The following is a 21,633-nucleotide window of genomic DNA, read 5'->3' as shown; positions in this document are numbered from 1 at the left end:
AAGCAGTATTGGAAAAACTGAATTTGATGATTTAATTCGTAAATTGATAAAAAATATTTGATGGATTTTAAAAAGAAAATGTTACGAGATGATGCCTTAGAAGGCAAAACAATTATAGTAACTGGAGGTGGAAGCGGACTGGGTATGTCTATGACCCGTTATTTTCTAGAGCTTGGAGCTAATGTTGTCATCACCAGCAGAAACTTAGAAAAACTTAAGACTAGTGCAAAAACTCTAGAAGAAGAAACTGGCGGTAAGTGTTTACCTGTTCAATGTGATGTGAGGCTCTATGATGAAGTTGAGAATATGATAGAACAAGCGCATACCACTTTTGGTGAAGTTGATATTCTTTTAAATAATGCTGCGGGAAATTTCATTTCTCCAACAGAACGATTGTCTACAAACGCCTTTGATACTATCATTGATATTGTTTTGAAGGGCAGTAAAAATTGTACGCTTGCCTTAGGTAAATATTGGATAGATAAAAAACAAACTAATAAAACAGTCCTTAATATAGTGACCACTTACGCCTGGACAGGGTCTGGTTATGTTGTCCCAAGCGCCACTGCGAAAGCAGGTGTATTGGCCATGACGAGATCATTGGCTGTGGAATGGGCTAAATATGGAATTCGATTTAATGCGATTGCTCCAGGACCATTCCCTACTAAAGGGGCGTGGGATAGATTATTACCAGGAGATCTTAAAGAAAAATTTGATCTTGCTAAAAAAGTACCGCTTAAACGTGTTGGTGATCATCAAGAATTAGCTAATCTTGCCGCTTATTTAGTTTCAGATTTTGCACATTACCTTAATGGAGAAGTGATCACCATTGATGGTGGTGAGTGGCTAAAAGGCGCTGGTCAATTTAATCTTTTGGAAATGGTGACACCTGAGATGTGGGACCAATTAGAAGCAATGATTCGCTCTCAAAAAAAGAAATAACTGCTAACTTTCTATCGTTATAATAATTAATTGGAGCAAGTTGACATGCTACAATTAATTGTAATTTTACATCAGAAAATTCGAAAAACTTTATGGGAAAGATAATTTCAATTGCAAACCAAAAAGGCGGTGTAGGTAAGACTACAACAGCTGTAAATCTAGCTGCTGCATTAGGTGTTTTGGAAAAAAAAGTACTATTGATCGATGCAGATCCTCAAGCCAACGCTACCTCTGGACTCGGCATTGATATTGAAACAGTAGAAATAGGAACTTACCAAATTTTAGAACATACCAAAAAAGCAGAAGAAGCCATTATGGACACTGATTCACCAAACTTGGAGTTGATTCCTTCTCACATTGATTTGGTTGCCATTGAACTTGAGCTTGTAGATGTTGAGCGAAGAGAATACATGCTTAAAGAAGCTTTGCTACCTATTAAGTCTAAATTTGATTATATTCTTATCGATTGTGCTCCTTCTTTAGGCTTATTAACATTAAATGCATTGACTGCTTCAGATTCGGTATTAATTCCTATTCAATGTGAATATTTTGCTTTAGAAGGTTTAGGTAAATTGCTTAATACTATTAAAAGTGTGCAAAAAATTCATAACGATCAGTTAAGCATTGAAGGCTTGTTACTGACTATGTATGATTCTAGACTGCGTTTATCCAACCAAGTGGTGGAAGAAGTGAAAAAACACTTTAATGATATGGTTTTTGAAACAATCATCCAAAGGAATGTGCGTTTAAGCGAAGCTCCTAGTTATGGTGAAAGCATTATTAAATACGATGCAACCAGTAAAGGAGCCAGTAATTATTTAAGTTTAGCTGAAGAAATTATTAAGAAGTCAAATTAGAAATCAATGGCGAAAACGACAAAGAAAAAAGCTCTCGGTAGAGGTTTATCGGCATTATTGAACGACCCAGATAATGATATTAAATCTACAGAAGATAAGAATGCAGATAAGGTTGTAGGTAGTATAGTGGAATTAAGCCTTGGGGCTATTGAGGTAAATCCATTTCAACCTAGAACGAGTTTTAGTGAAGATACTTTAAAAGAATTAGCCTCTTCCATTAGAGAACTTGGTGTGATCCAGCCCATTACGGTTAGAAAACTTGAATTTAACAAGTACCAGCTAGTTTCTGGAGAACGCCGTTACCGAGCTTCCAAAATGCTTGGCCTAGAGACTATTCCATCCTACATAAGGATAGCGAATGACAGAGAGTCTTTAGAAATGGCCTTGGTAGAAAATATACAACGCCAAGACCTCGATCCAATAGAAATCGCTTTGTCTTACCAAAGATTGATGGATGACATTGATTTAACTCAGGAAGAATTGAGCGATAGAGTTGGTAAAAATAGATCTACAATTGCAAATTACCTCCGCCTTTTAAAGTTAGACCCTATCATTCAAACAGGAATGAGGGACGGTTTTTTGAGTATGGGCCATGGTAGAGCACTTATAAACATTACCAATACTGATATTCAGCTTCAGGTTTACGAGCGTATTCTTAAAAATAAGCTTTCTGTAAGAGATACAGAAAACTTGGTGAGACACATGCAACAAAACAAAGACACTTCTAAGCCTTCCTCTGAAGAGCTGAGGGTTGATGAAAAAAAGTCAAAATCCTTAAAACAAATCTCTTCCTACTTTGGCGCTAAAGTCGAACTTAAAGTCAACAAAAAAGGAAATGGAAAACTTATTGTTCCCTTCTCTTCAGATGAGGATTTCCAAAGAATCAAAAAATTAATACAAGGTGATTCGTAAATTTTTTTTCACTTCCATATTTTTCTTAGGTTGGTGTTCGTGTTCCTTTAGTCAAGAACAAGATAGTTTGACAGTTGAAACCACAATGACTTCTACCAAAAACGCTTTCAAATTGGATCTATACGATCCTTTAGCCCCCGCTAGATCAGCTTTTTACTCAGCTATTTTGCCGGGATTGGGACAAGCTTATAATGGCAGTTATTGGAAAATTCCTTTGGTCTATGCTGGCATAGGAACAAGTCTATATTTAGTGCTTCAAAATGACACGGAGTACCAACGCTACAGAGATGCCTATAAACGAAGATTAGCTGGTTTTCAAGATGATGAATTTCAAAATATTCTTGAGAATGATGGTTTGATTAACGCTCAGAAGCAATTTAGACAGAACAAAGAATTTGCTATTTTGGCAACTGTAGCTTTTTATTTATTCAATATTGTAGACGCAAACGTAGATGCGCACTTAAAGCAGTTTGATGTTTCTAAAGATCTTACGCTTAGACCAAATTTTGAGCCTAATTTCATGAGTGGAAATATCGACTATGGTCTAACTTTGAATTTTAAATTGAATTAAATGAAACTCGCTATACTTGGCTATGGTAAAATGGGTAAAACCGTAGAGAATATCGCGACCTCCAGAGGTCACGATATTGTTTATAAGACCTCAGATGATATAGACATAGACCGCTTAAAACAAGCAGAAATTGCTATAGACTTTAGTACACCTGAAGCCGCTTATTTTAATATAACAACTTGTTTGGAAAATAACATAGCCATAGTGTCTGGAACTACAGGGTGGCTAAATCGATTTGAGGATGCGGTTAAACTTTGTAAGTTACAGGCTGGTAAGTTTTTGTATGCCTCCAACTTTAGTATAGGAGTAAATGTTTTTTTTGAATTGAATTCTCAACTTGCTAAAATGATGTCTGGATTGAAAGAGTATGATGTTAAGCTAAGGGAAGTTCACCATTTGGAAAAGAAAGACGCCCCTAGCGGTACCGCCATTAGTCTTGCTGATCATATTATAAAAGAAACCGAGTATACAAATTGGTCTTATCCACCAGAAGATTCAAAAAATTTAATCCCAATCGAGGCTGAAAGAAAAGCGGGAGTTTTTGGTTTTCATGATGTGACTTATAATTCTGATATTGATACCATAACCATTTCTCATAACGCAAAATCCAGAGAAGGCTTTGCTCATGGGGCAGTGGTCGCAGCAGAATGGATATTTAAACAAAACGACGGGGTATATTCTATGAAGGATGTCCTTCAACTCAACTCTACAACTTAACGCTATTCATTATGTCATTTTTTGATTTATTACTTTTTATTTTATTTATACAAGTCCTACACTTTTTAGGCACCTGGAAATTATACCAAAGTGCTGGTAGACATTGGTGGGAAGCTGCTATCCCCGTTTACAACGCAATTGTGCTTTTCAAAATCATAAATAGACCATGGTGGTGGGTTTTTCTTCTATTCGTTCCAATTGTTAACCTAATTATGTTTCCGGTTATTTGGATAGAAACTGCTAGAAGCTTTGGTAAAAACAAGACCACAGACACCATTCTTCAGATCTTAACTCTTGGACTTTATACCTATTATATAAACTATTTTACCTCACATACTTACATTGAGGATAGAAGTTTAAAAGCGAAGTCAAAATCGGGAGATTTTGTAAGTGCAATCCTTTTTGCTATTGTGGCTGCAACCATAGTTCATACTTATATTATGCAACCCTTTACCATACCAACCTCCTCATTAGAAAAAACTTTGCTAGTTGGTGATTTTCTGTTTGTAAGTAAATTTCATTATGGTGCAAGAGTTCCACAGACAGCGATTTCATTTCCTATGGTTCATGATACCATTCCTTTGGCTGGTGTAAAATCATATACCAAGGCCCCCCAATTACCTTATATGAGATTGCCAGGTTTTCAAAATGTTCAGCGTAACGATATTGTAGTCTTCAACTGGCCTGTAGATACCGTAAGAATGTTTAGAGACGATTCCGGCAAACATTACGACAAGCCTATAGATAAGAAGTCTAACTATGTAAAGAGAGCGGTAGGTGTCGCTGGGGATTCGCTAGAAATTATAGACGGTAAAATTTTGGTTAATAATACCCCTCTACAACTTTCAGAAAGAGCTAAACCACAATATTCATATTTAGTACAAGGTAAAGGTCAAGGCTTCAACATGAGAAGTCTGGTCGAAATATATGGCATTACAGATGGGCTGCAATGGATTGACAGAGAGAGAGACCTGTATCAGGTTAATGCGATTACTGAAGATAATTTAGCAAAATTTAAAAATCATCCCAATGTAAAATCGGTTCAACGCATTATTTCCCCAAAAGGAAAAGCTGATTCTGGTATTTTTCCAAACAATGGAAAAGTAGATTGGAATAAAGATAATTTTGGCCCTATTTATATTCCTGAATCTGGTCGAACAGTACAACTGGATTTGGAAAGCTTTTCATTGTACAGAAGAATCATTGAAGTTTATGAGGGGGAAGAAATGGGAATCGAACAGAAATTGGAGGTGAAAGGCACTCAAGTTTATCTTAATGGAAAACCTGTAGAAGAATATACCTTTAAACAAGATTACTATTGGATGATGGGAGACAATCGCCATAATAGTGAAGACAGTAGGTATTGGGGATATGTACCACAAAATCATGTGGTTGGCAAGCCAGTTTTTATTTGGATGAGTCTAGACGGTAATGCAAGTAATTTAGTAGACAAAATAAGATGGGAACGTCTATTTACAACGGTAGGTGGCGAAGGAAAACCCACTTCCTATCTTGTGTACTTCCTTATTGGTATTGTTTTAATAATAGGGTATAATTACTTTATTAAAAAGAAAAAATAAAAGTTGAAACCTATACTACTACATCCTTGCTACTTTGGTCCTATCGACATGTATGCATCACTAGTGCAAGCAGATTCTTTCGTTTTCGAAAAGGAGGATAATTATCAGAAACAGACCTATAGAACACGGCAATACATCTATGGGGCTAATGGAGAACTCTTGTTAAATATCCCCGTAAAACACAGAGAAAACAAGACAGATCAACATCAAAAGTACAAAGACATCAGGATAGAAAATGCCTTCAAATGGCAACCCCTTCACTGGAAATCTTTGGAAGCAGCCTATAAAACGTCTCCTTTCTTTGAATTTTATGAAGATGAGTTTGCACCTTTATTTGAAAAAAAAGCTAATTTTTTAATGGATTTCAATTTGATGGCAACAAAAATAGTTTTTGAGTGCTTACAGCTAGATTTTAGTTTTAAAATTACTGAAGAATTTGAACTAGAACCAGACGGTTATAATGACCAAAGACATTTAGTCAATTCAAAGCGAAAATCAGTAGCAAATCTTGAAGAGTACATTCAAGTTTTTCAAGTTAAATATAGGTATATCCCTAATTTGAGTATATTGGATTTATTGTTCAATACGGGTCCTTCAGCATTAGGATATCTAGACTCACAAACCTTTATTCAGAAAGATTAAAACTAGCCATTATTGGATAATGGTCTGAAAGTTTAAGGCTGTAATTTTTGAAGTTAGCATTTTTAAGACTCTTTTCATTAAAAATAACATCTATACGAAAGGGTAAAAAATCGAAATCGAATGTTTTTCCTAGCCCATATCCAGACTCCACAAAAGCATCTTTTAAATTGTGTTTTAATAACTGACTAGCCACGTAAGAAAATGCTGTGTTATTCATATCCATACAAACGATTTTCGGAAGGCTTGTAGAAGAAAAGCTTTTCGACAGCAAAATTGCTTGTTCCTGTTGCTTTACAAAAGACTTCCCTACTCTATTAATCAATTGTTGGCGGTCTTCTTTTCGCAATTCTAGGACATCAGGAATAATCTTTAAAGACTCTAAATGGACAGCATAAACCCGAAGAGTATCCTTTTTCACAACAATGTCTGCGTAAATGGCATTATTATGAGTGTTTGGAAAATCTACAGAACCTCTATGGATAATTTTATATTTGCTAAAAATAGCAATCCCAACATTAGAGGATTTGGATTTATACTTTTCAAACACATAAGGATAAGAACTCATATCTAAATCATTTGCTTTATAATAATCTTGAAAAGCAACAATATCCGGAGTCTCAACTTTTATAAAATCTGAAATTTTTTCACCAACCTCAGTTTTTTCGATCCAGTTGTATAAGTTAAAAAGTCTGACATTATAACTCATAACTTTTAGAGAATTCTTAATCTCTACTGATGAGTTATCATTAAAAACAATGATTTTGCTGAAATACGAATAACCTCCCACTACTAATAAGGCCGATACAATAAAGTGTAGTTTAAGTTTTAATAGCCAATAAAATGCAAAGCCAATATTGATAAGTATAAATACGGGCAAGCCCAAATTCAAAATAGATAAAAAGGCTGAGAATTTTGGTGGTACAAAGGGGAGAATATAAGCTATAAGCAAACAGATTGCAAAAAATACATTCAAAGCAAAACCTACCTTTTGAAAAAAACTGAGTGGTGACTTCATGACAATTACATGTCTTTGCCAGCTTTAAATAGAAAATCTTTCTCTACTTTAGAGAGACTATCATATCCGCTTTTACTTATTTTATCAAGAATTATATCAATTTTTACTTGCTTTTCTGAACGGTTTGAAGAATTTTTATCCGATTTATTTGCAGATGTTTTATGAACCGTTTTCATGTTGCTCTTTCTCGCTTTGGGCACAAACAATTCTGCTAACCAGTTTGTAGTACTTTGTAACCAAGCCCCAATATCGTTACCCTTTTTAAGTTGAACAATATAAAGGTATCCAATAAAAGCTCCACCTAAATGAGCCAGATGTCCTCCCGGGTTTGATAAAGGGATCTGAACCACATCTAAAACTACTAAAAAAGCGGCTATCCACCATAATTTTAAATTGCCCAGAAAAAAAAGTCGCACTTGTAAGTTGGGAGCCTGAGTTGCTGTCGCTACAAGCGTAGCCATAACAGATGCAGAAGCACCGATAAGATAGGAACGCCCAGTACCGCTAAAAGCAGGTAAGAGGTTATAACTTAAAGCGTAGACTAGAGCTCCACAAATAGCTCCTAATAAATAGAGATTCAGCATTCGCCTACCTGAAAAATAAGTAAGAAAAAATTTACCAGAAAAATAAAGAATCAACATATTAGATAAAACATGAAATATCCCCGAATGCATGAAGGCATAAGTGATTATCGTCCAAGGTTTATAGGCATACTCTAGAAGGTCTTTAGGAAATACTAGCCATTCTATAAAAAAATCAGTGGGGATTTTAAATAAAAACCCAAGAGTTCTAAACACAAATGTGAGTATAAACAGAAGGACATTCAATCCTATCAGTTTTTCTAAAGTATCAGCTGTATTGTACTTATATTTTAATTTTTGCTTCCAATCCATATTAGTTCCATCTATTAGTGTCAAATGAATTCTTTTTCCAGTACCACATAGTAATAAACCCGATAACCGCACCTCCAATATGAGCCCAATAAGCAGTATTAGAGGGGCCTAGCAAGGTAACACCTGTAACAGCAGAAAACAAATTCATCAAAAAGTATCCACCTATTAAATATTTTGCCTTAATAGGAATAGGGATAAAAATTATAAATAAAGGTAAGTTAGGGTAAACAACAGCAAAGGCTGCTAAAATTCCAAAAATAGCTCCAGAAGCACCAACCATGGGAGTCAAATAATTACTGAAAAGCTGGTTGCTAAGTTCTTTCGGTATAGACGGATATACTCTATATTCTCCTGTGGATCTCACGCTTTCAAATATTTTAGAAATCTCGTCTGGACTTACATTTGCTTCAATATAGGCTTGATAAGCTTCATTAAAACCAATATAACTAAATAATATCTGAAGACCTGCCGCTCCAAGTCCAGCTGAGAAATAGATAAATATGAATTTACTCTGACCTAAGTATTCCTCCAATAAACTTCCAAACATATACAAAGCAAACATATTAAAAAGAATATGAGAAAAACTGCCATGCATAAACATATGCGTAATGATTTGCCAAATTCCAAAATTTGGGTTTTCGGGAAACCAAAGTGCAAAAATTTTATAGGCATAATCACCTAAATAATTGGCTCCAAAGAAGAATAAAATATTGGCTATTAATAAGACTTTTACAGTGTCGGTAATCCTTCCCATTTACATAAATTTTTTATCGAAGTCTGATGCTGATTGTTTCACGAAAACTAAGCGATTTAAAGGAGTTAGCATTGGTTCTTTGCAAGAAAATAACAGATTTACAAGTTCTGTTTGCTCTTCTTTATGCAAAACAGCTCCATTTTTAATAGCCATGCTTTGAGCCAAGGATTTGGCCAACCTATCTGTTTGATCAAATCCGGAATCTGGAATATCACTCTCGAAATCTGACAAGAGTTGATCTAGTAAAATCGAAGTTTCGCTCTCGGGTAAACGATTAGGAATTCCATTTATTTTCACAAAGTCTTCTCCGATTTCCGAAATTGAAAACCCGGCATTGGTTAAAGACTCTTTTAAGGTTTTAAAAACACTTATCTCATTGGTGTCTAGCTGAAGTTTTAATGGAAATAACAACTGCTGACTTAAGGCTGGCTTGGCTGTAATGTTCCTTAGAAGCTCTTCGTACAAAATTCTGAAGTGCGCTCTATGTTGATCTATAATAAGCATTTCAGATTTAGTTGAAGTAATGATATATTTTCTTTGAAATTGAAACGTCCCAGACGATTTATGCTGAGTGTGTTCTCCTTGAAACAACGAGCCAGAGACTTGTTCACTATCTACCTCGATATTCAATAAATCATCATCCTGCCCTTCAAGATTTGTATAAAGCGCTTCCCAACTAGGATTGGGTGTATTGCGTTTTGAAGATGGCAACTTAAATGTTGAGCTAAATTTATATTCAGCTTCAAAAGGATTAAAGTTCCGATCGACTACAACAGAAGGAATTTTAGCTCCAAGCTTATGTTGATCATAGCCTGTTTCCATACTTGCATCCTTATTGAAGTCCAAGACTGGCGATACGTTGAATTGACCAAGACTATGCTTTACACTACTTCTCAAAATTGAATAAATAGCGTGCTCATTATCGAATTTAACTTCTGTTTTTGTAGGATGAATATTTATATCTATAGACTCTGGATTTACCTGTAAATAGAGGAAGTAGGTTGGATAAGCCTTATCTTTTAATAAACCTTCAAAAGCACTAGAGACCGCATGGTGTAAATAAGGATGCTTTATAAATCTGTCGTTAACAAAGAAAAACTGTTCTCCACGTGATTTCTTTGCAAATTCAGGCTTACCTACAAAACCATAAAGTTGAATCAAATCAGTTTCTTCTTTAACGGGAACTAATTTTTCATTCATTTTAGACCCCATCACTCCAACAATACGATGTCTGAAATTTGCTACTGGTAAATTAAACAATTCACTATCGTTATGAATAAATTTAAAAGCAACAGACGGATGAACTAGGGCAACCCTTTGGAATTCATCGATGACGTGTTTATGTTCTACACTTGCAGATTTTAAAAAGTTACGTCGCGCAGGAATATTAAAAAAAAGATTTTTGACAGAAATAGAAGTCCCTATAGGGGTAACACAAGGTTCCTGTTGAGTAATATGGCTACCTTCAACCATAAGATGAGTTCCAACCTCTTCGACTTCTGTTTTAGTTTTCATATCAACATGAGAAACTGCAGCTATTGAAGCTAAAGCTTCTCCCCTAAAGCCTTTAGTATGCAAATGGAATAAATCTTCAGCCGCTTTAATTTTTGAGGTGGCATGACGTTCGAACGATAAACGAGCATCAGTATCGGTCATTCCCGAACCATTATCTACAACTTGGATGAGTGTCTTCCCTCCTTCTTTAATAATTAAAGACACTAAAGTAGCATTAGCATCTACAGCGTTTTCCATAAGTTCTTTAACAACCGATGCTGGACGTTGTACTACTTCTCCTGCTGCGATTTGATTCGCAACATGGTCTGGTAATAACTGGATAATATTGCTCATGGATTACTGGGAAGAAAAAATTGAAAGATCAAAATCTATGATCCACAAAAATATGAATGTAAGGATTAAGACTATCAAAATCACGGTCCGATTTACCCCTCTGTTTCCTCTATTCCTTGAGTTCTCACGAGCTTCAGCCCAATGAGAACCGAAGTCTATAGAATTATGGGTCTCTTTGTATTTGGAAAACTTAGAATCAAACTTATAAGGATTACCGGTATCTTTTCCCTTGTAATAACGTGGGGTATAGTTATACCTTGAATTCTTTCTTAATTTAAGAGAGTTAAGTTTAAACATGTTATTTATCTAGAATCACAAAATTAGAGAAAATCAATGAATTCTTTAGACTTAAAAACTTAATTTAAGTCTAAAGAAAAAACCGCTAAGCTTTATAAAATTTTGCATCTTTTCTCAGTTGAGCCATTTTGATAGCAGCAATTGCAGCTTCCGTGCCTTTATTGCCATGAACTCCTCCAGATCGAGCTTCAGATTGAGCTCTCGTATTATCTGTCAATACACAAAAAATGACGGGGATGTCACCTTTCAAATTGAGATCCATGATCCCTTGGGTCAATCCTTGGCAGACAAAATCAAAGTGCTTAGTTTCACCCTGAATAACGTTCCCAACAGCAACAATAGCATCGAGCATATCGAAACTTTCTTGCATTTTTTTACAGCCGTAAGGAAGTTCAAAACTACCAGGAACATTCCACCTTACGATGTTGTCCTTAAGAACTCCAACATCTATAAGAGCATCAAATCCACCTTGAAAAAGATTTTGAGTGATATCTTCATTCCATTCCGATACTACAAAGCCTATTTTCATGTCCTTACAGTTCGGTAAGGATTCCTTATCGTAAACAGAAAGATTTTTTTCTGAAGTTGCCATATTACAGAGCTTCTGCTTGTCCTAAATAAATATCAGCATTTTTAGCTTCAATAGAGTTAGGATATTCATCCTTGATACGATTGAGGTATTTTTCTGCTTTTTCACCATCTTTAAGGCTAATTGCAGTGACCGCAGCTTTCATCAAAAACTTAGGAGTTGTAAAGTCATTAGTGCGAAGGTTTGCAGCAGCAACGAAATAATCTAGAGCTTCTTCTGGTTGGTCTAGCTGCAAGAAAGCATCACCAATAGATCCTTTGGCAATAGGCGTCAAGATTTCATCTTCAGCCTTAAATTTATCCAAATATTCAATTGCTTCTTGATAGTTACCAATGTTAAGATGAGAGATTCCCGCATAGTAATTGGATAGCTCACCAGATTTAGTACCGCTATAATTAGAAGAAATGTCTTCAAATCCAAATTTACCGTTACCCCCTTTTAAAGATCTCTTAAATAGAGAGTCTTGTTCTGTTCCTGAAGCTTCAATTGCAGAGTCGAAAAATTGCTGAGCTTGATTCATCTCATTTGCAGCTTCTACTTCATTAGGATCCTGAATAAATTTCTGATACCCGATAATGGCGAATATCACTATAGCTACAGCTATAATTACCCCAAAGATTGGTTTTTGGTATTTGGATAAAAACTCTTCAGTACTACTAGCGCCCTCATCTAAAGTATTAAATACTTCAGCAGTTGTCGATTCACTTTCAATCTGATTTTCGCGTTCAGCCTTGTTCTTTGGTTTGTAACCTCTTTTTCTATATGTTGCCATAATTGTGTTTAGTTCAGGTGGCAAAAATATAATTTTTATCCATATAGAATACACTATTTATTTGATATTTTTACATCTGAACATTTAGTGAATTCAAAAGAAAAATTACAACGAATTAAAGCTGCTAGAACTTGACTTGATCTTATGATTATCAAAAAACTATCTCTTATCAACTATAAAAACTTTGAACAATTGACATTAGAATTTGATTCTAAAATTAATTGCTTTGTCGGTAAAAATGGCATTGGTAAAACAAATGTTTTAGACGCTATTTATCATTTAGCCTTTGGGAAAAGTTACTTCAACCCAGTAACAAGCCAAAATATTAAGCATGAAGAAGAGTTTTTTATGCTTGAAGGAGAATTTTTAAATGGAGAGAAGGAAGAGAGAATTATCACTTCTTTTAAAAGAGGCCAGGGGAAATTAATAAAGCGCAACGGAAAGGAATATGAAAAAATAAGCGATCATATAGGTACTATTCCTTTGGTGATTATATCCCCAACAGATCGTGACCTTATTCTTGAGGGAAGCGAAACCCGAAGAAAATTTATGGATGGTGTCATTGCTCAAGGCGACAAATTATACCTAAATACTCTACTGAAGTACAACAAAATTGTATCTCAAAGAAATGCACTGCTTAAGTATTTTGCTGTCAATAGAACGTTTGATGAAACCAGTTTGGAAGTTTACGATGACCAAATCATTGAATTTGGCGAAATCATTTTCGAAAAACGTCAACAATTCATCAAGGAGTTCAAGCCTATCCTAAAGAAAAGGTATCAGGAAATTAGCAACTCTAGAGAAGACATCAGTTTAACCTACAAAAGCCAATTTAACAATGGAGAGTCCTTTAAGGAAGTACTTAAGTTTGGCTTAAAAACAGATTTGCAACGTCAATTTTCGAATTTCGGAACCCATAAAGATGATTTGATTTTTAAAATTAAATCCCATTCTGTTAAGAAATTTGGATCTCAAGGTCAGCAAAAATCTTACCTTATCGCTTTAAAGTTTGCTCAGTATGATTTTTTAAAATCTCATTATGGTGTAAAACCAATTTTGCTTTTAGATGATATATTCGATAAATTAGATGAAGATCGTGTTTCTAAAATAGTAAAAATGGTGACCGATACAGAACTTGGACAAATGTGTATAAGTGACACCCACCCTGAAAGAACTGAAAATGTTGTAAAAAAGAATACCGATCACTATAAAATGATAAATCTTGAATATGAAGTTTAGTCTATTAATAGTATGCTTTTGTTGTATGATCTCTTGCAACACAAAACCCTCCTTAGAAGACGTTCATTATCTCAATGGCTTTTGGGAAATTGAGAAGGCCGAGACCCCATACGAAACAAAATCGTATAAGATAAATCTAATGGTGGATTATATCCAAGTAGAAAACACTGAAGGATTTAGAAAAAAAATGCAACCGAGTTTTCTGGGCAATTATAAATCCTCTCAAAATCGTGAAAACTTTACAATTCACGACGCAGGTGATAGTCTAGTCTTGATTTACGAAAATCAATACAACACTTGGACTGAAACACTATTGAGCATTGAAAAAGATAAGTTTGTAGTGAAAAATGATGAGGATTTCACATACACTTACAAGCGACATAAAAATTCGAAAATTAACCTTGATGATGAAGAATAAAAGAGCTAATGAAGAACAGTCTATGAAAGATTTAATGGACATTTTTAAACAAAAACACAAATTGAATCCTGGATTGGATAAGGTCGATGTCGAAAAAGCATGGATGAATGAACTAGGTCCAGCTATGAAAAATTATACGGACACTATTCGTTTTAAGAACAACATTCTCACGGTTCACTTATCGTCTTCTACTCTAAGGGAAGAACTAAGTTACGGAAAAGCTAAAATTATTAAACGATTGAATGAAAGTTTAGGGAGAGAACTTATTCAAAAAATAATTCTAAGATAAAATATATGAAGCCTCAGAAAGTTACTTTTAAAAATAATAAAGGAGAAGAGCTCAAAGGTCAATTGGTCTTACCAAAAACACAGGATCCCAAGGTTTACGCTATTTTTGCACATTGTTTTACCTGTGGAAAAAACCTGAAGGTCATAAAACAAATCTCATTAGCTCTTACTAATTTAGGGATTGGTGTTTTAAGCTTCGACTTTACTGGCTTAGGGCAGAGTGAAGGAGACTTTGCCAATACTAATTTTTCTCATGACGTAGAAGACTTGATTCAGGCTTCTCAATTTCTGGAAGAAAATTATACGGCTCCTTCGCTCTTGATAGGTCACTCTTTAGGGGGTACTGCTGCTCTATTTGCAGCTAAAAAACTCCAAAACATTAAAGCTATTGTAACTATAGCAAGTCCATCTCAACCCTCTCACGTTGAAAATTTAATTAAAAGCAGTGTTAAGGAAATTGAAAAGAACAATGAAGCTTTAGTAAATATAGGCGGTAGAGATTTTACGATTAAAAAGCAATTTTTAGAAGATATTAAGGCTAATGGTACCAAAGATTTCTTAAGCGATTTGAAAAAGCCGCTGTTAGTGATGCATTCTCCGTTAGATAAAATTGTAAGCATTAAAAATGCTGAAGAACTCTACCAATGGGCACATCATCCTAAAAGTTTTATAAGTCTTAATCAAGCAGATCATCTCTTAAACGAAAATATCGATGCTCGTTATATAGGTAATTTAATAGGAAATTGGGCAGCAGCCTATTTAAGTCTTCAGGAAGAAGACAACCCAGCTTTAAAATCTAAAAGTCAATCGTCTGCTATCTTAAAGTTAAAAAATAAGTTTACCACGCATTTAAAAATTGGTGACTACGGCTATATTGGAGATGAACCTATAGACTATGGCGGTAATAATTATGGTCCCACCCCTTACGATTTCTTAACAGCTGCACTTGCAGAATGCACTGCTATGACACTTCATGTTTTTGCAAAACATAAAAAATGGGATTTGCAGGAAGTTAAAGTTCACGTCGACCACGAGAAAAAGAAAGTAGAGCAGAAAGAAGGAAATACAATCCAACAAGATGTTATAACCAAGAAAATTGAAATTTTAGGAAATTTAGATGAATCCCAAGTGAAACGATTGGTTGAGATTGGAGATAGATGCCCAATTCATAAGACGTTACACTCTGACGTCCAAATATCTTCTGAACTCATATCGTAAAACTTGTGTTAAGGTAATCCCTGATTTTGAGTAGCTTTGCTTTAAGCTGTACATTTACGATTAATTTAAATATAATAATTATGAAAAAGATAAGTTTGTTAACATTAACCTTAAGCCTACTTGTGCTTGTTGGTTGTAACGAAACTAAGAATAAAGACGATAAAAAAGAAGAGGTGAAAGCTGTTGGTGTTACAGACTCAATTGTAACTCTAACACCTTTGGAGGGGTCTCCAGAGTATACTGAAGCTACGTTAACTCACCCAAGAGGGGATGTTATAGAGGTGCCTGCAGGATCTGTGGATTTTAATTTTGCAGTAGAAAATTACGAGCTAGGTACACAAACTGCTAATGCGGGAAAAAATGGATTAGCAAATTCTGGTAAGGGTCAACATATTCATTTTATCCTTGACAATGGACCTTATTCTGCCCATTACGAAAGTGATTTTAGTAAAGATATAGAAGAAGGTGATCATGTGTTATTAGCTTTTTTGTCAAGATCTTACCACGAAGCTGTAAAAAATCCAACCTCTTTTATTGTTAAGAAAATAAGAGCTGGTGATCCTTCTGAAGATCAACAAATGGATGTTGATTTTTCTGCTGAACATATGTTTTATAGCAGACCAAAGGGAACTTACTCTGGAAAGGATACTGAAAAAGTACTTTTAGACTTCTTTTTAGTTGGAACTAAAATAAGTCCTGATGGCAACAAAGTAAAAGCTGTTATTAACGATGGAGAAGAATTTTTGTTAACAGAATGGAAACCACAAGTTATTGAAGGACTACCAATGGGAGAGAATAAAATACAATTGACATTAGTCGATAAAGATCTTAAACCTATTCCTGGTCCATTTAATACCGTTACACGAACTATTACTTTAGAGAAGTAAAGAACTTTCAATTATACTATATTAAAAGAGCCAGGCTTTTCAGCGTGGCTCTTTTAATTTGTACTTTTTCTTAAATTTCAAACTCAATAATAACTTATACCAATTAGGCATTCAAATGTCGTATAAAATCAGTTTCTTTTTCACTTATTAATCGTCATAAAATAGAACCGTAACTACCGCTATGCTTATATTTTTTTTCCTCAGCTAAGCAAAAAACCTGTACTGAGCTACGTCGTAGTATAATTTAATTTATACGACATCATAAATTTAATTTGGCATAAATACTCAGTTCATCGTTAGTAGGTACATTTCCATCAGATGTCAATATCCATTTAGATTGAAAAGCTGAAGTTGTACTCGAAAAGCTCTTCCTTGTTGATGAGAACATTCCACCAGACATGTTGAGTTGTCATAAGTTACGAGTCCCTCATTCTGTTTCAATCAAAACCACATAATTTCCCTTAGAGGATTTAAGCGATCCGGAGAGATCGAGTTTTCAACTTTAAGATCAATTTTGAAGTTTCCGTTAGATCTCTTTTTACTTTAGCATTTACGTCTGCTGCAGGTGCAACTTTTGAAATTGGAAAATTACTTTTTAGCGCAAGGCGAAACAACAAGTTTAAGAACAGCTGCTAGAAAAAGTAATATTTTTATTTAGCGTAAAAGTCAGTTTAAAATTCGATACAAACTTAAGGTTAAGCTAGAGCTTAGTTTATATTTTATGATTTCTTAAGAAGAGTATTGCTTCTTGAATTTCGGTAGACATAATTTTATCTTCTCTAACGATGGGTACTTTGCTTCTAAAATGAGACAACAATTCCATCACGACCGGAGAACTAGGTAAAGGAGCCCTAAAATAGATAGCTTGTGAAGCATTAAATAATTCTATAGCCAAAATACGTTCGACGTTATCTACCACTTTTGAAAGTTTGGTTACAGCATTTGCCCCCATACTTACGTGATCTTCTTGGCCATTTGATGAAACAATAGAATCTACGCTTGCAGGTGTGCACAACTGCTTGTTCTGGCTAGCAATGCTTGCCGCTGTATATTGTGGAATCATAAAACCACTATTGAGACCAGGAGAGTTTATAAGGAAAGTAGGCAAGCCTCTTTGACCAGAAACCAATTGATAAATACGTCTTTCTGAAATATTACCAATTTCACTCATGGCTATAGCCATAAAATCGGCGGATATTGCCATGGGTTGACCGTGAAAATTACCTCCAGAAATGATTTTATCGTCCTCTACAAAAACGTTAGGATTGTCTGTTACACTATTAATTTCGGTTAAAAGAGTTTGTTCAACATAGCGAAGGGCATCTCGACTAGCACCGTGGACTTGTGGTACACAACGAAATGAATACGGATCCTGCACATTTTGCTTATAATTTTTAGCAATTTCACTATCCTTTAAAATCCTGCGAATGTTACTCGCTGTTTCTATCTGTCCTTTATGAGGTCTTAACTGATGAACCAAATCGTCATATGGTGACATATTACAGTCGAAAGCATCTATAGAAATAGAAGCAATAGTGTCTGCCCACTTCAGTAATTTATTCGTTTTCAAAATATTATACAAAAGGTGAGCACTCATAAATTGAGTCCCGTTAAGCAAAGCTAAACCCTCTTTAGACTGAAGAACTAAAGGTTTCCAACCGAAATGGTGTTCTAGTTTAGAGGAAGCCGAGACTTCACCATTTATAGAAACTTCACCTTTTCCTATTAATGGTAATGAAATATGAGCCAATGGAGCTAAGTCTCCCGATGCTCCAAGGGATCCTTGCTCATAGATAAGGGGATAAACTCCTTCATTAAAAAAATCTATAAGCCTTTGAACAAGGTCAACAGTTACACCAGAATATCCGTAACTCAAAGATTGTATCTTAAGAAGTAGCATCAATTGCACTATTTCATCCTTCACCCTATCACCCGTACCGCAGGCGTGGGACATGACTAGATTTTCTTGTAAAGACGTTAACTTATCATCATCTATTTTGATGTTACAAAGCGATCCAAAGCCAGTGTTTACACCATAAATTGGAGCTGTATTTTCTTTCTGCTTAGCATTGAGATAGTGACGAGCTTTATTGATTTTGAAGACAGCTTCTTCACTTAAGGCTAATTTGTACTTATTATCAATAATAGTTTCAATTTGAAATAAACTTAAAACGCAAGTATCGATATAGTGGGTATTCTGCATGTTATTATCTTTGATTTCAAAGATAACATTTATTAAATTTTAAGTCTTGTTTAGTTTTTAAGATTTAAGAAGGAGTGACCAAGTTGGTCTATCAAGTCTGAAGCGATTAAACTTTCCTCAGACATCAACTTCAATGCTAGATCTCCTGCAAGACCATGAAGGAACATTCCTAAAATTGCAGATTCCATACTGGAATACTTTTGAGCTAATAGTCCTGTGATCAATCCTGTGAGAACATCTCCACTTCCTGCTGTCGCCATCCCGGAATTACCCGTAGAATTTACATGAATTTGATCTTTATAAACACAAAGACTATAAGCCTCTTTGGCTAATACAATTACATTTAATTTCTTAGAAAAAGACTTGATTTTTTTAAGCTTATCAAAGTCATCTTTCCATTCGCCTATTAGTCGTTTCAACTCTCCAGGATGTGGCGTGAGGATAGATTTCTTCGGAATGAAATCCAACAAGCTTTTATGCTTGGCTATTAAATTTAAGGCATCTGCATCTATAACCAATGGTGATTTTGAATTTACCAACCAACTTTTTAAAGCTTCAAAAGCTTCGGTTGATGTTCCTATTCCAACTCCAATACCAACAGAATCAGGTTTAAACTCTAAAGATTGATAAGAAATAAAATTTGATGAAGAGTTTTCAATCAACATGACTTCTGGTTGATGTTGAATCATCGTTAGATGAGCTTTATTAGGCATCATAACACTTGTTTTTCCTACTCCAGATCGCATACATGATTTTGCTGCCAAAATAATACTTCCCAACATAAGATGGCTACCCCCTACCAAAACGGCATGGCCATATGTTCCTTTATGTGAAAACCTAGACCTTAAGCGGTAGAGCTTTTTAGCCGCTTTTGAATCTACATAAGTCAAGTTGGAGGATAAGGAATTTAAAAACTCTTTGTCAAGACCAATATCGATTATGTCTAGATGCCCTACCGAATTTGCATAATCAGGTAGAAAAAGAGATAATTTTGGAGTTTGAAATGTATACGTAAAGTCAGATTGAAAGACCTGCTCGTTTGCAGTGGGAATTCTATCCAAAAACATCCCACTAGGAACATCTATAGAGATAGACAACGGCGACATTGAATTGATATACTGAATTAAATCTTGAACAAAATCGGGCATCGATCGATTTAGACCAACACCAAAAATAGCATCTATAACAACATCTTCGGAAGTCATTTTAGATAATTTGCTAGCTGTATTGAAGTCTATAATTTTAACCTTAGCGTCTTTTAATCGATGTAAATTACGCTGATTATCTTCAGATCTTTTTTCTGTAAAGTTGACTAAAATAACTTCAACATCGACTCCCTCTAAAGTCAGAAAATTAGCAATAGCTAAGCCATCACCACCATTGTTACCAGGACCGGCTAGAATATAAACTTTGCAAAGAGATTTAGGTAAAATTGATTTTAAACGCATAAAAACCAATCTTGAAGCACGTTCCATCAAATCCCATGAGCTTATATTTTGTCGATCAATACTAAGTTGGTCAAGTTCTGCCAATTGGGAAGCCCCTAAAATCTTCATAGCCTAAATTATATCATTGCAATACTCTTTATTTTTCAGTCAGACTCTTTTCCCAAGCCCAAGCATCTTTTAAAGCCTGTTCAAGTGATCGTTTAGCTTTCCACCCCATTATTTTGTTTGCTTTTTCTGTATCGGCATAAGCTGCAACAACATCTCCAGCGCGTCTATCTACTATGGAATAGTTCAACTTTTCTCCGGAAGCGTTTTCAAAAGCATTGACGACTTCAAGCACAGAGGAGCCTATGCCCGTTCCAAGATTAAAAATTTCAAAATTAGTGTCGGTTTTTGAAGACATCAATCGTTCTAAAGCAACCACATGAGCTTCAGCAAGGTCCATCACATGAATATAATCTCTTATGCAAGTTCCATCATTTGTGGGATAGTCGTCGCCAAAAACAGATAAATGATCTCGCATGCCTATAGCTGTCTGAGTGATGTAAGGAACGAGATTTTGAGGGGTTCCTAGAGGTAATTCCCCTATTTCTGCTGAAGGATGAGCTCCTATAGGATTGAAGTACCTCAAGGAAATCGCTTTGAGTTTACCAAAGGCTTTACACGTATCTAAAATAATTTCCTCCCCGATTTGTTTGGTATTACCATAGGGAGAAATAGCTGATTTAATGGAAGCATCTTCAGAAATCGGCAATTGGTCTGCTTCACCATAAACAGTACAAGAAGAACTGAAAATAATGTTTTGATGGGGAAGTTTTACAATGTTCTGCAACAAATACGTAAGTGCTGCTAAATTATTTTCATAATATAAAAGAGGGTTTTTAACACTCTCCCCTACTGCTTTAGAAGCAGCAAAATGAATAACTCCACTAATATCTTGATGAGATTTAAAAAACTCATTGACATCTAATTTATCCCTTAGATCCAGTTTATAAAAATCTGGTGTTATTGAAGTGATATTTGTAATCCCCTCTATAACTTTCAAAGAAGAGTTAGATAAATTATCTATTACTATAACTTCATATCCTTTATTTTGGAGGGCTACAACGGTATGTGAACCTATAAAACCCAATCCACCAGTCACTAGAATTTTCATTAGTTAATTTTATTAAAATTGAAGTGCAAATTACAAAAAATTCGAGTTTAAGGATTTTGAAACTATTATTTTTACAAAAAAAAATAGTTATGACCACAGATAATCTCAGCATTCAAATTTTTAGATGGATAAGCACCTTAGAAGCCATTTCCTTTTTAGTGCTATTATTCATCGCTATGCCCCTAAAATATATCTGGGAAATACCAGAATACGTAAGGATTATCGGTATGGCTCATGGTATACTATTCATCCTTTATTTGCTTGGTGGGTTCTGGATGTTCAAAAAACTCAACTGGTCTGTAAAGACACTTTTTATTGTATTCTTAAGCTCAATTTTACCCTTTGGACCATTCGTTGTTGAACGAAGGTATCTTCCAAAATCCTAAA

The 21,633-nt window shown here is 34.9% G+C and carries 23 protein-coding genes; 13 read left to right on the top strand and 10 right to left on the bottom strand.

Annotation, left to right across the window (positions count from 1 at the left end; translation table 11 throughout):
• Positions 1 to 60: 60 nt before the first annotated feature.
• The 7 genes from P700755_RS15730 (at position 61) to P700755_RS15700 (ending at position 6,221) form a co-directional block, all read left to right on the top strand.
• A complete protein-coding gene (locus P700755_RS15730) occupies positions 61 to 942 on the top strand; it encodes an SDR family oxidoreductase (protein ID WP_015025626.1) in 882 nt (293 codons plus the stop codon).
• A 92-nt stretch (positions 943 to 1,034) separates the two neighbouring features.
• Complete coding sequence (locus tag P700755_RS15725) at positions 1,035 to 1,799, top strand: ParA family protein (RefSeq protein ID WP_015025625.1); 765 nt, start codon at positions 1,035 to 1,037, stop codon at positions 1,797 to 1,799.
• A gap of 6 nt (positions 1,800 to 1,805) precedes the next feature.
• Positions 1,806 to 2,711, top strand: coding sequence for a ParB/RepB/Spo0J family partition protein (locus P700755_RS15720; RefSeq protein WP_015025624.1), 906 nt, complete (start codon positions 1,806 to 1,808; stop codon positions 2,709 to 2,711).
• Positions 2,701 to 3,282 carry a DUF5683 domain-containing protein gene (locus tag P700755_RS15715; RefSeq protein WP_015025623.1) on the top strand — a complete coding sequence of 194 codons (582 nt, stop codon included), beginning with the start codon at positions 2,701 to 2,703 and terminating at the stop codon, positions 3,280 to 3,282. Before P700755_RS15720 ends, P700755_RS15715 begins: the two co-directional genes overlap by 11 nt.
• Positions 3,283 to 3,999: a 4-hydroxy-tetrahydrodipicolinate reductase gene (gene dapB, locus P700755_RS15710; protein WP_015025622.1), complete on the top strand. Its 717-nt coding sequence runs from the start codon at positions 3,283 to 3,285 to the stop codon at positions 3,997 to 3,999.
• Between the two features lie 11 nt (positions 4,000 to 4,010).
• Positions 4,011 to 5,579 carry a signal peptidase I gene (lepB, locus tag P700755_RS15705; protein WP_015025621.1) on the top strand — a complete coding sequence of 523 codons (1,569 nt, stop codon included), beginning with the start codon at positions 4,011 to 4,013 and terminating at the stop codon, positions 5,577 to 5,579.
• A 3-nt stretch (positions 5,580 to 5,582) separates the two neighbouring features.
• A complete protein-coding gene (locus P700755_RS15700; RefSeq protein WP_015025620.1) occupies positions 5,583 to 6,221 on the top strand; it encodes a WbqC family protein in 639 nt (212 codons plus the stop codon).
• On the opposite strand, the gene P700755_RS15695 is transcribed toward P700755_RS15700, so the two are convergent.
• The 7 genes from P700755_RS15695 to P700755_RS15665 all read right to left on the bottom strand — a co-directional run bounded on the left by P700755_RS15695 (position 6,205) and on the right by P700755_RS15665 (position 12,389).
• Positions 6,205 to 7,236 (bottom strand): endonuclease/exonuclease/phosphatase family protein, encoded by a 1,032-nt coding sequence (locus P700755_RS15695; RefSeq protein WP_015025619.1) that lies wholly within the window; start codon positions 7,234 to 7,236, stop codon positions 6,205 to 6,207. The genes P700755_RS15700 and P700755_RS15695 overlap by 17 nt on opposite strands.
• A 5-nt stretch (positions 7,237 to 7,241) precedes the next feature.
• Positions 7,242 to 8,129 (bottom strand): rhomboid family intramembrane serine protease, encoded by an 888-nt coding sequence (locus P700755_RS15690; protein ID WP_015025618.1) that lies wholly within the window; start codon positions 8,127 to 8,129, stop codon positions 7,242 to 7,244.
• A 1-nt stretch (position 8,130) separates the two neighbouring features.
• Positions 8,131 to 8,883 carry a rhomboid family intramembrane serine protease gene (locus tag P700755_RS15685; protein ID WP_015025617.1) on the bottom strand — a complete coding sequence of 251 codons (753 nt, stop codon included), beginning with the start codon at positions 8,881 to 8,883 and terminating at the stop codon, positions 8,131 to 8,133.
• Positions 8,884 to 10,731, bottom strand: coding sequence for a DNA mismatch repair endonuclease MutL (mutL, locus tag P700755_RS15680; RefSeq protein ID WP_015025616.1), 1,848 nt, complete (start codon positions 10,729 to 10,731; stop codon positions 8,884 to 8,886).
• A 3-nt stretch (positions 10,732 to 10,734) separates the two neighbouring features.
• Entirely contained in the window at positions 10,735 to 11,028 is a 294-nt protein-coding gene (locus P700755_RS20885; RefSeq protein ID WP_015025615.1) for a hypothetical protein, read from the bottom strand.
• Between the two features lie 85 nt (positions 11,029 to 11,113).
• The gene (gene ribH, locus P700755_RS15670) at positions 11,114 to 11,620 is read right to left on the bottom strand and encodes a 6,7-dimethyl-8-ribityllumazine synthase (protein ID WP_015025614.1); all 507 of its coding nucleotides are present in this window, start codon (positions 11,618 to 11,620) and stop codon (positions 11,114 to 11,116) included.
• A gap of 1 nt (position 11,621) precedes the next feature.
• Complete coding sequence (locus P700755_RS15665; RefSeq protein WP_015025613.1) at positions 11,622 to 12,389, bottom strand: tetratricopeptide repeat protein; 768 nt, start codon at positions 12,387 to 12,389, stop codon at positions 11,622 to 11,624.
• A gap of 144 nt (positions 12,390 to 12,533) precedes the next feature.
• Here P700755_RS15665 and recF point away from each other — a divergent pair, with 144 nt between their 5' ends.
• The 5 genes from recF (at position 12,534) to P700755_RS15640 (ending at position 16,439) form a co-directional block, all read left to right on the top strand.
• The gene (gene recF, locus P700755_RS15660) at positions 12,534 to 13,628 is read left to right on the top strand and encodes a DNA replication/repair protein RecF (protein ID WP_015025612.1); all 1,095 of its coding nucleotides are present in this window, start codon (positions 12,534 to 12,536) and stop codon (positions 13,626 to 13,628) included.
• Positions 13,618 to 14,046 carry a hypothetical protein gene (locus tag P700755_RS15655; RefSeq protein WP_015025611.1) on the top strand — a complete coding sequence of 143 codons (429 nt, stop codon included), beginning with the start codon at positions 13,618 to 13,620 and terminating at the stop codon, positions 14,044 to 14,046. The genes recF and P700755_RS15655 overlap by 11 nt, the downstream gene beginning before the upstream one ends.
• Positions 14,036 to 14,335 carry a DciA family protein gene (locus tag P700755_RS15650; RefSeq protein ID WP_015025610.1) on the top strand — a complete coding sequence of 100 codons (300 nt, stop codon included), beginning with the start codon at positions 14,036 to 14,038 and terminating at the stop codon, positions 14,333 to 14,335. Before P700755_RS15655 ends, P700755_RS15650 begins: the two co-directional genes overlap by 11 nt.
• Before the next feature lie 5 nt (positions 14,336 to 14,340).
• Positions 14,341 to 15,552 carry a bifunctional alpha/beta hydrolase/OsmC family protein gene (locus P700755_RS15645; RefSeq protein ID WP_015025609.1) on the top strand — a complete coding sequence of 404 codons (1,212 nt, stop codon included), beginning with the start codon at positions 14,341 to 14,343 and terminating at the stop codon, positions 15,550 to 15,552.
• An 80-nt stretch (positions 15,553 to 15,632) separates the two neighbouring features.
• Complete coding sequence (locus P700755_RS15640; protein WP_015025608.1) at positions 15,633 to 16,439, top strand: hypothetical protein; 807 nt, start codon at positions 15,633 to 15,635, stop codon at positions 16,437 to 16,439.
• Positions 16,440 to 17,151: 712 nt separating this feature from the next.
• On the opposite strand, the gene hutH is transcribed toward P700755_RS15640, so the two are convergent.
• From hutH to galE, 3 genes are read right to left on the bottom strand one after another with little or no spacing between them, the layout of a single operon-like run.
• A complete protein-coding gene (gene hutH / locus P700755_RS15635; RefSeq protein ID WP_015025606.1) occupies positions 17,152 to 18,642 on the bottom strand; it encodes a histidine ammonia-lyase in 1,491 nt (496 codons plus the stop codon).
• 50 nt (positions 18,643 to 18,692) lie between these two features.
• Complete coding sequence (locus P700755_RS15630; protein ID WP_015025605.1) at positions 18,693 to 20,198, bottom strand: bifunctional ADP-dependent NAD(P)H-hydrate dehydratase/NAD(P)H-hydrate epimerase; 1,506 nt, start codon at positions 20,196 to 20,198, stop codon at positions 18,693 to 18,695.
• 28 nt (positions 20,199 to 20,226) lie between these two features.
• Positions 20,227 to 21,246: a UDP-glucose 4-epimerase GalE gene (gene galE, locus P700755_RS15625; protein ID WP_015025604.1), complete on the bottom strand. Its 1,020-nt coding sequence runs from the start codon at positions 21,244 to 21,246 to the stop codon at positions 20,227 to 20,229.
• A gap of 89 nt (positions 21,247 to 21,335) precedes the next feature.
• On the opposite strand from galE, the gene P700755_RS15620 reads away from it, so the two are divergent.
• A complete protein-coding gene (locus P700755_RS15620; RefSeq protein WP_015025603.1) occupies positions 21,336 to 21,632 on the top strand; it encodes a DUF3817 domain-containing protein in 297 nt (98 codons plus the stop codon).
• Position 21,633: the final 1 nt, after the last annotated feature.

This window comes from Psychroflexus torquis ATCC 700755 (genome assembly GCF_000153485.2).
In the GTDB taxonomy this organism is placed as follows: Bacteria; Bacteroidota; Bacteroidia; order Flavobacteriales; family Flavobacteriaceae; genus Psychroflexus; species Psychroflexus torquis.
This window is presented reverse-complemented; position numbering and strand designations above follow the sequence as displayed.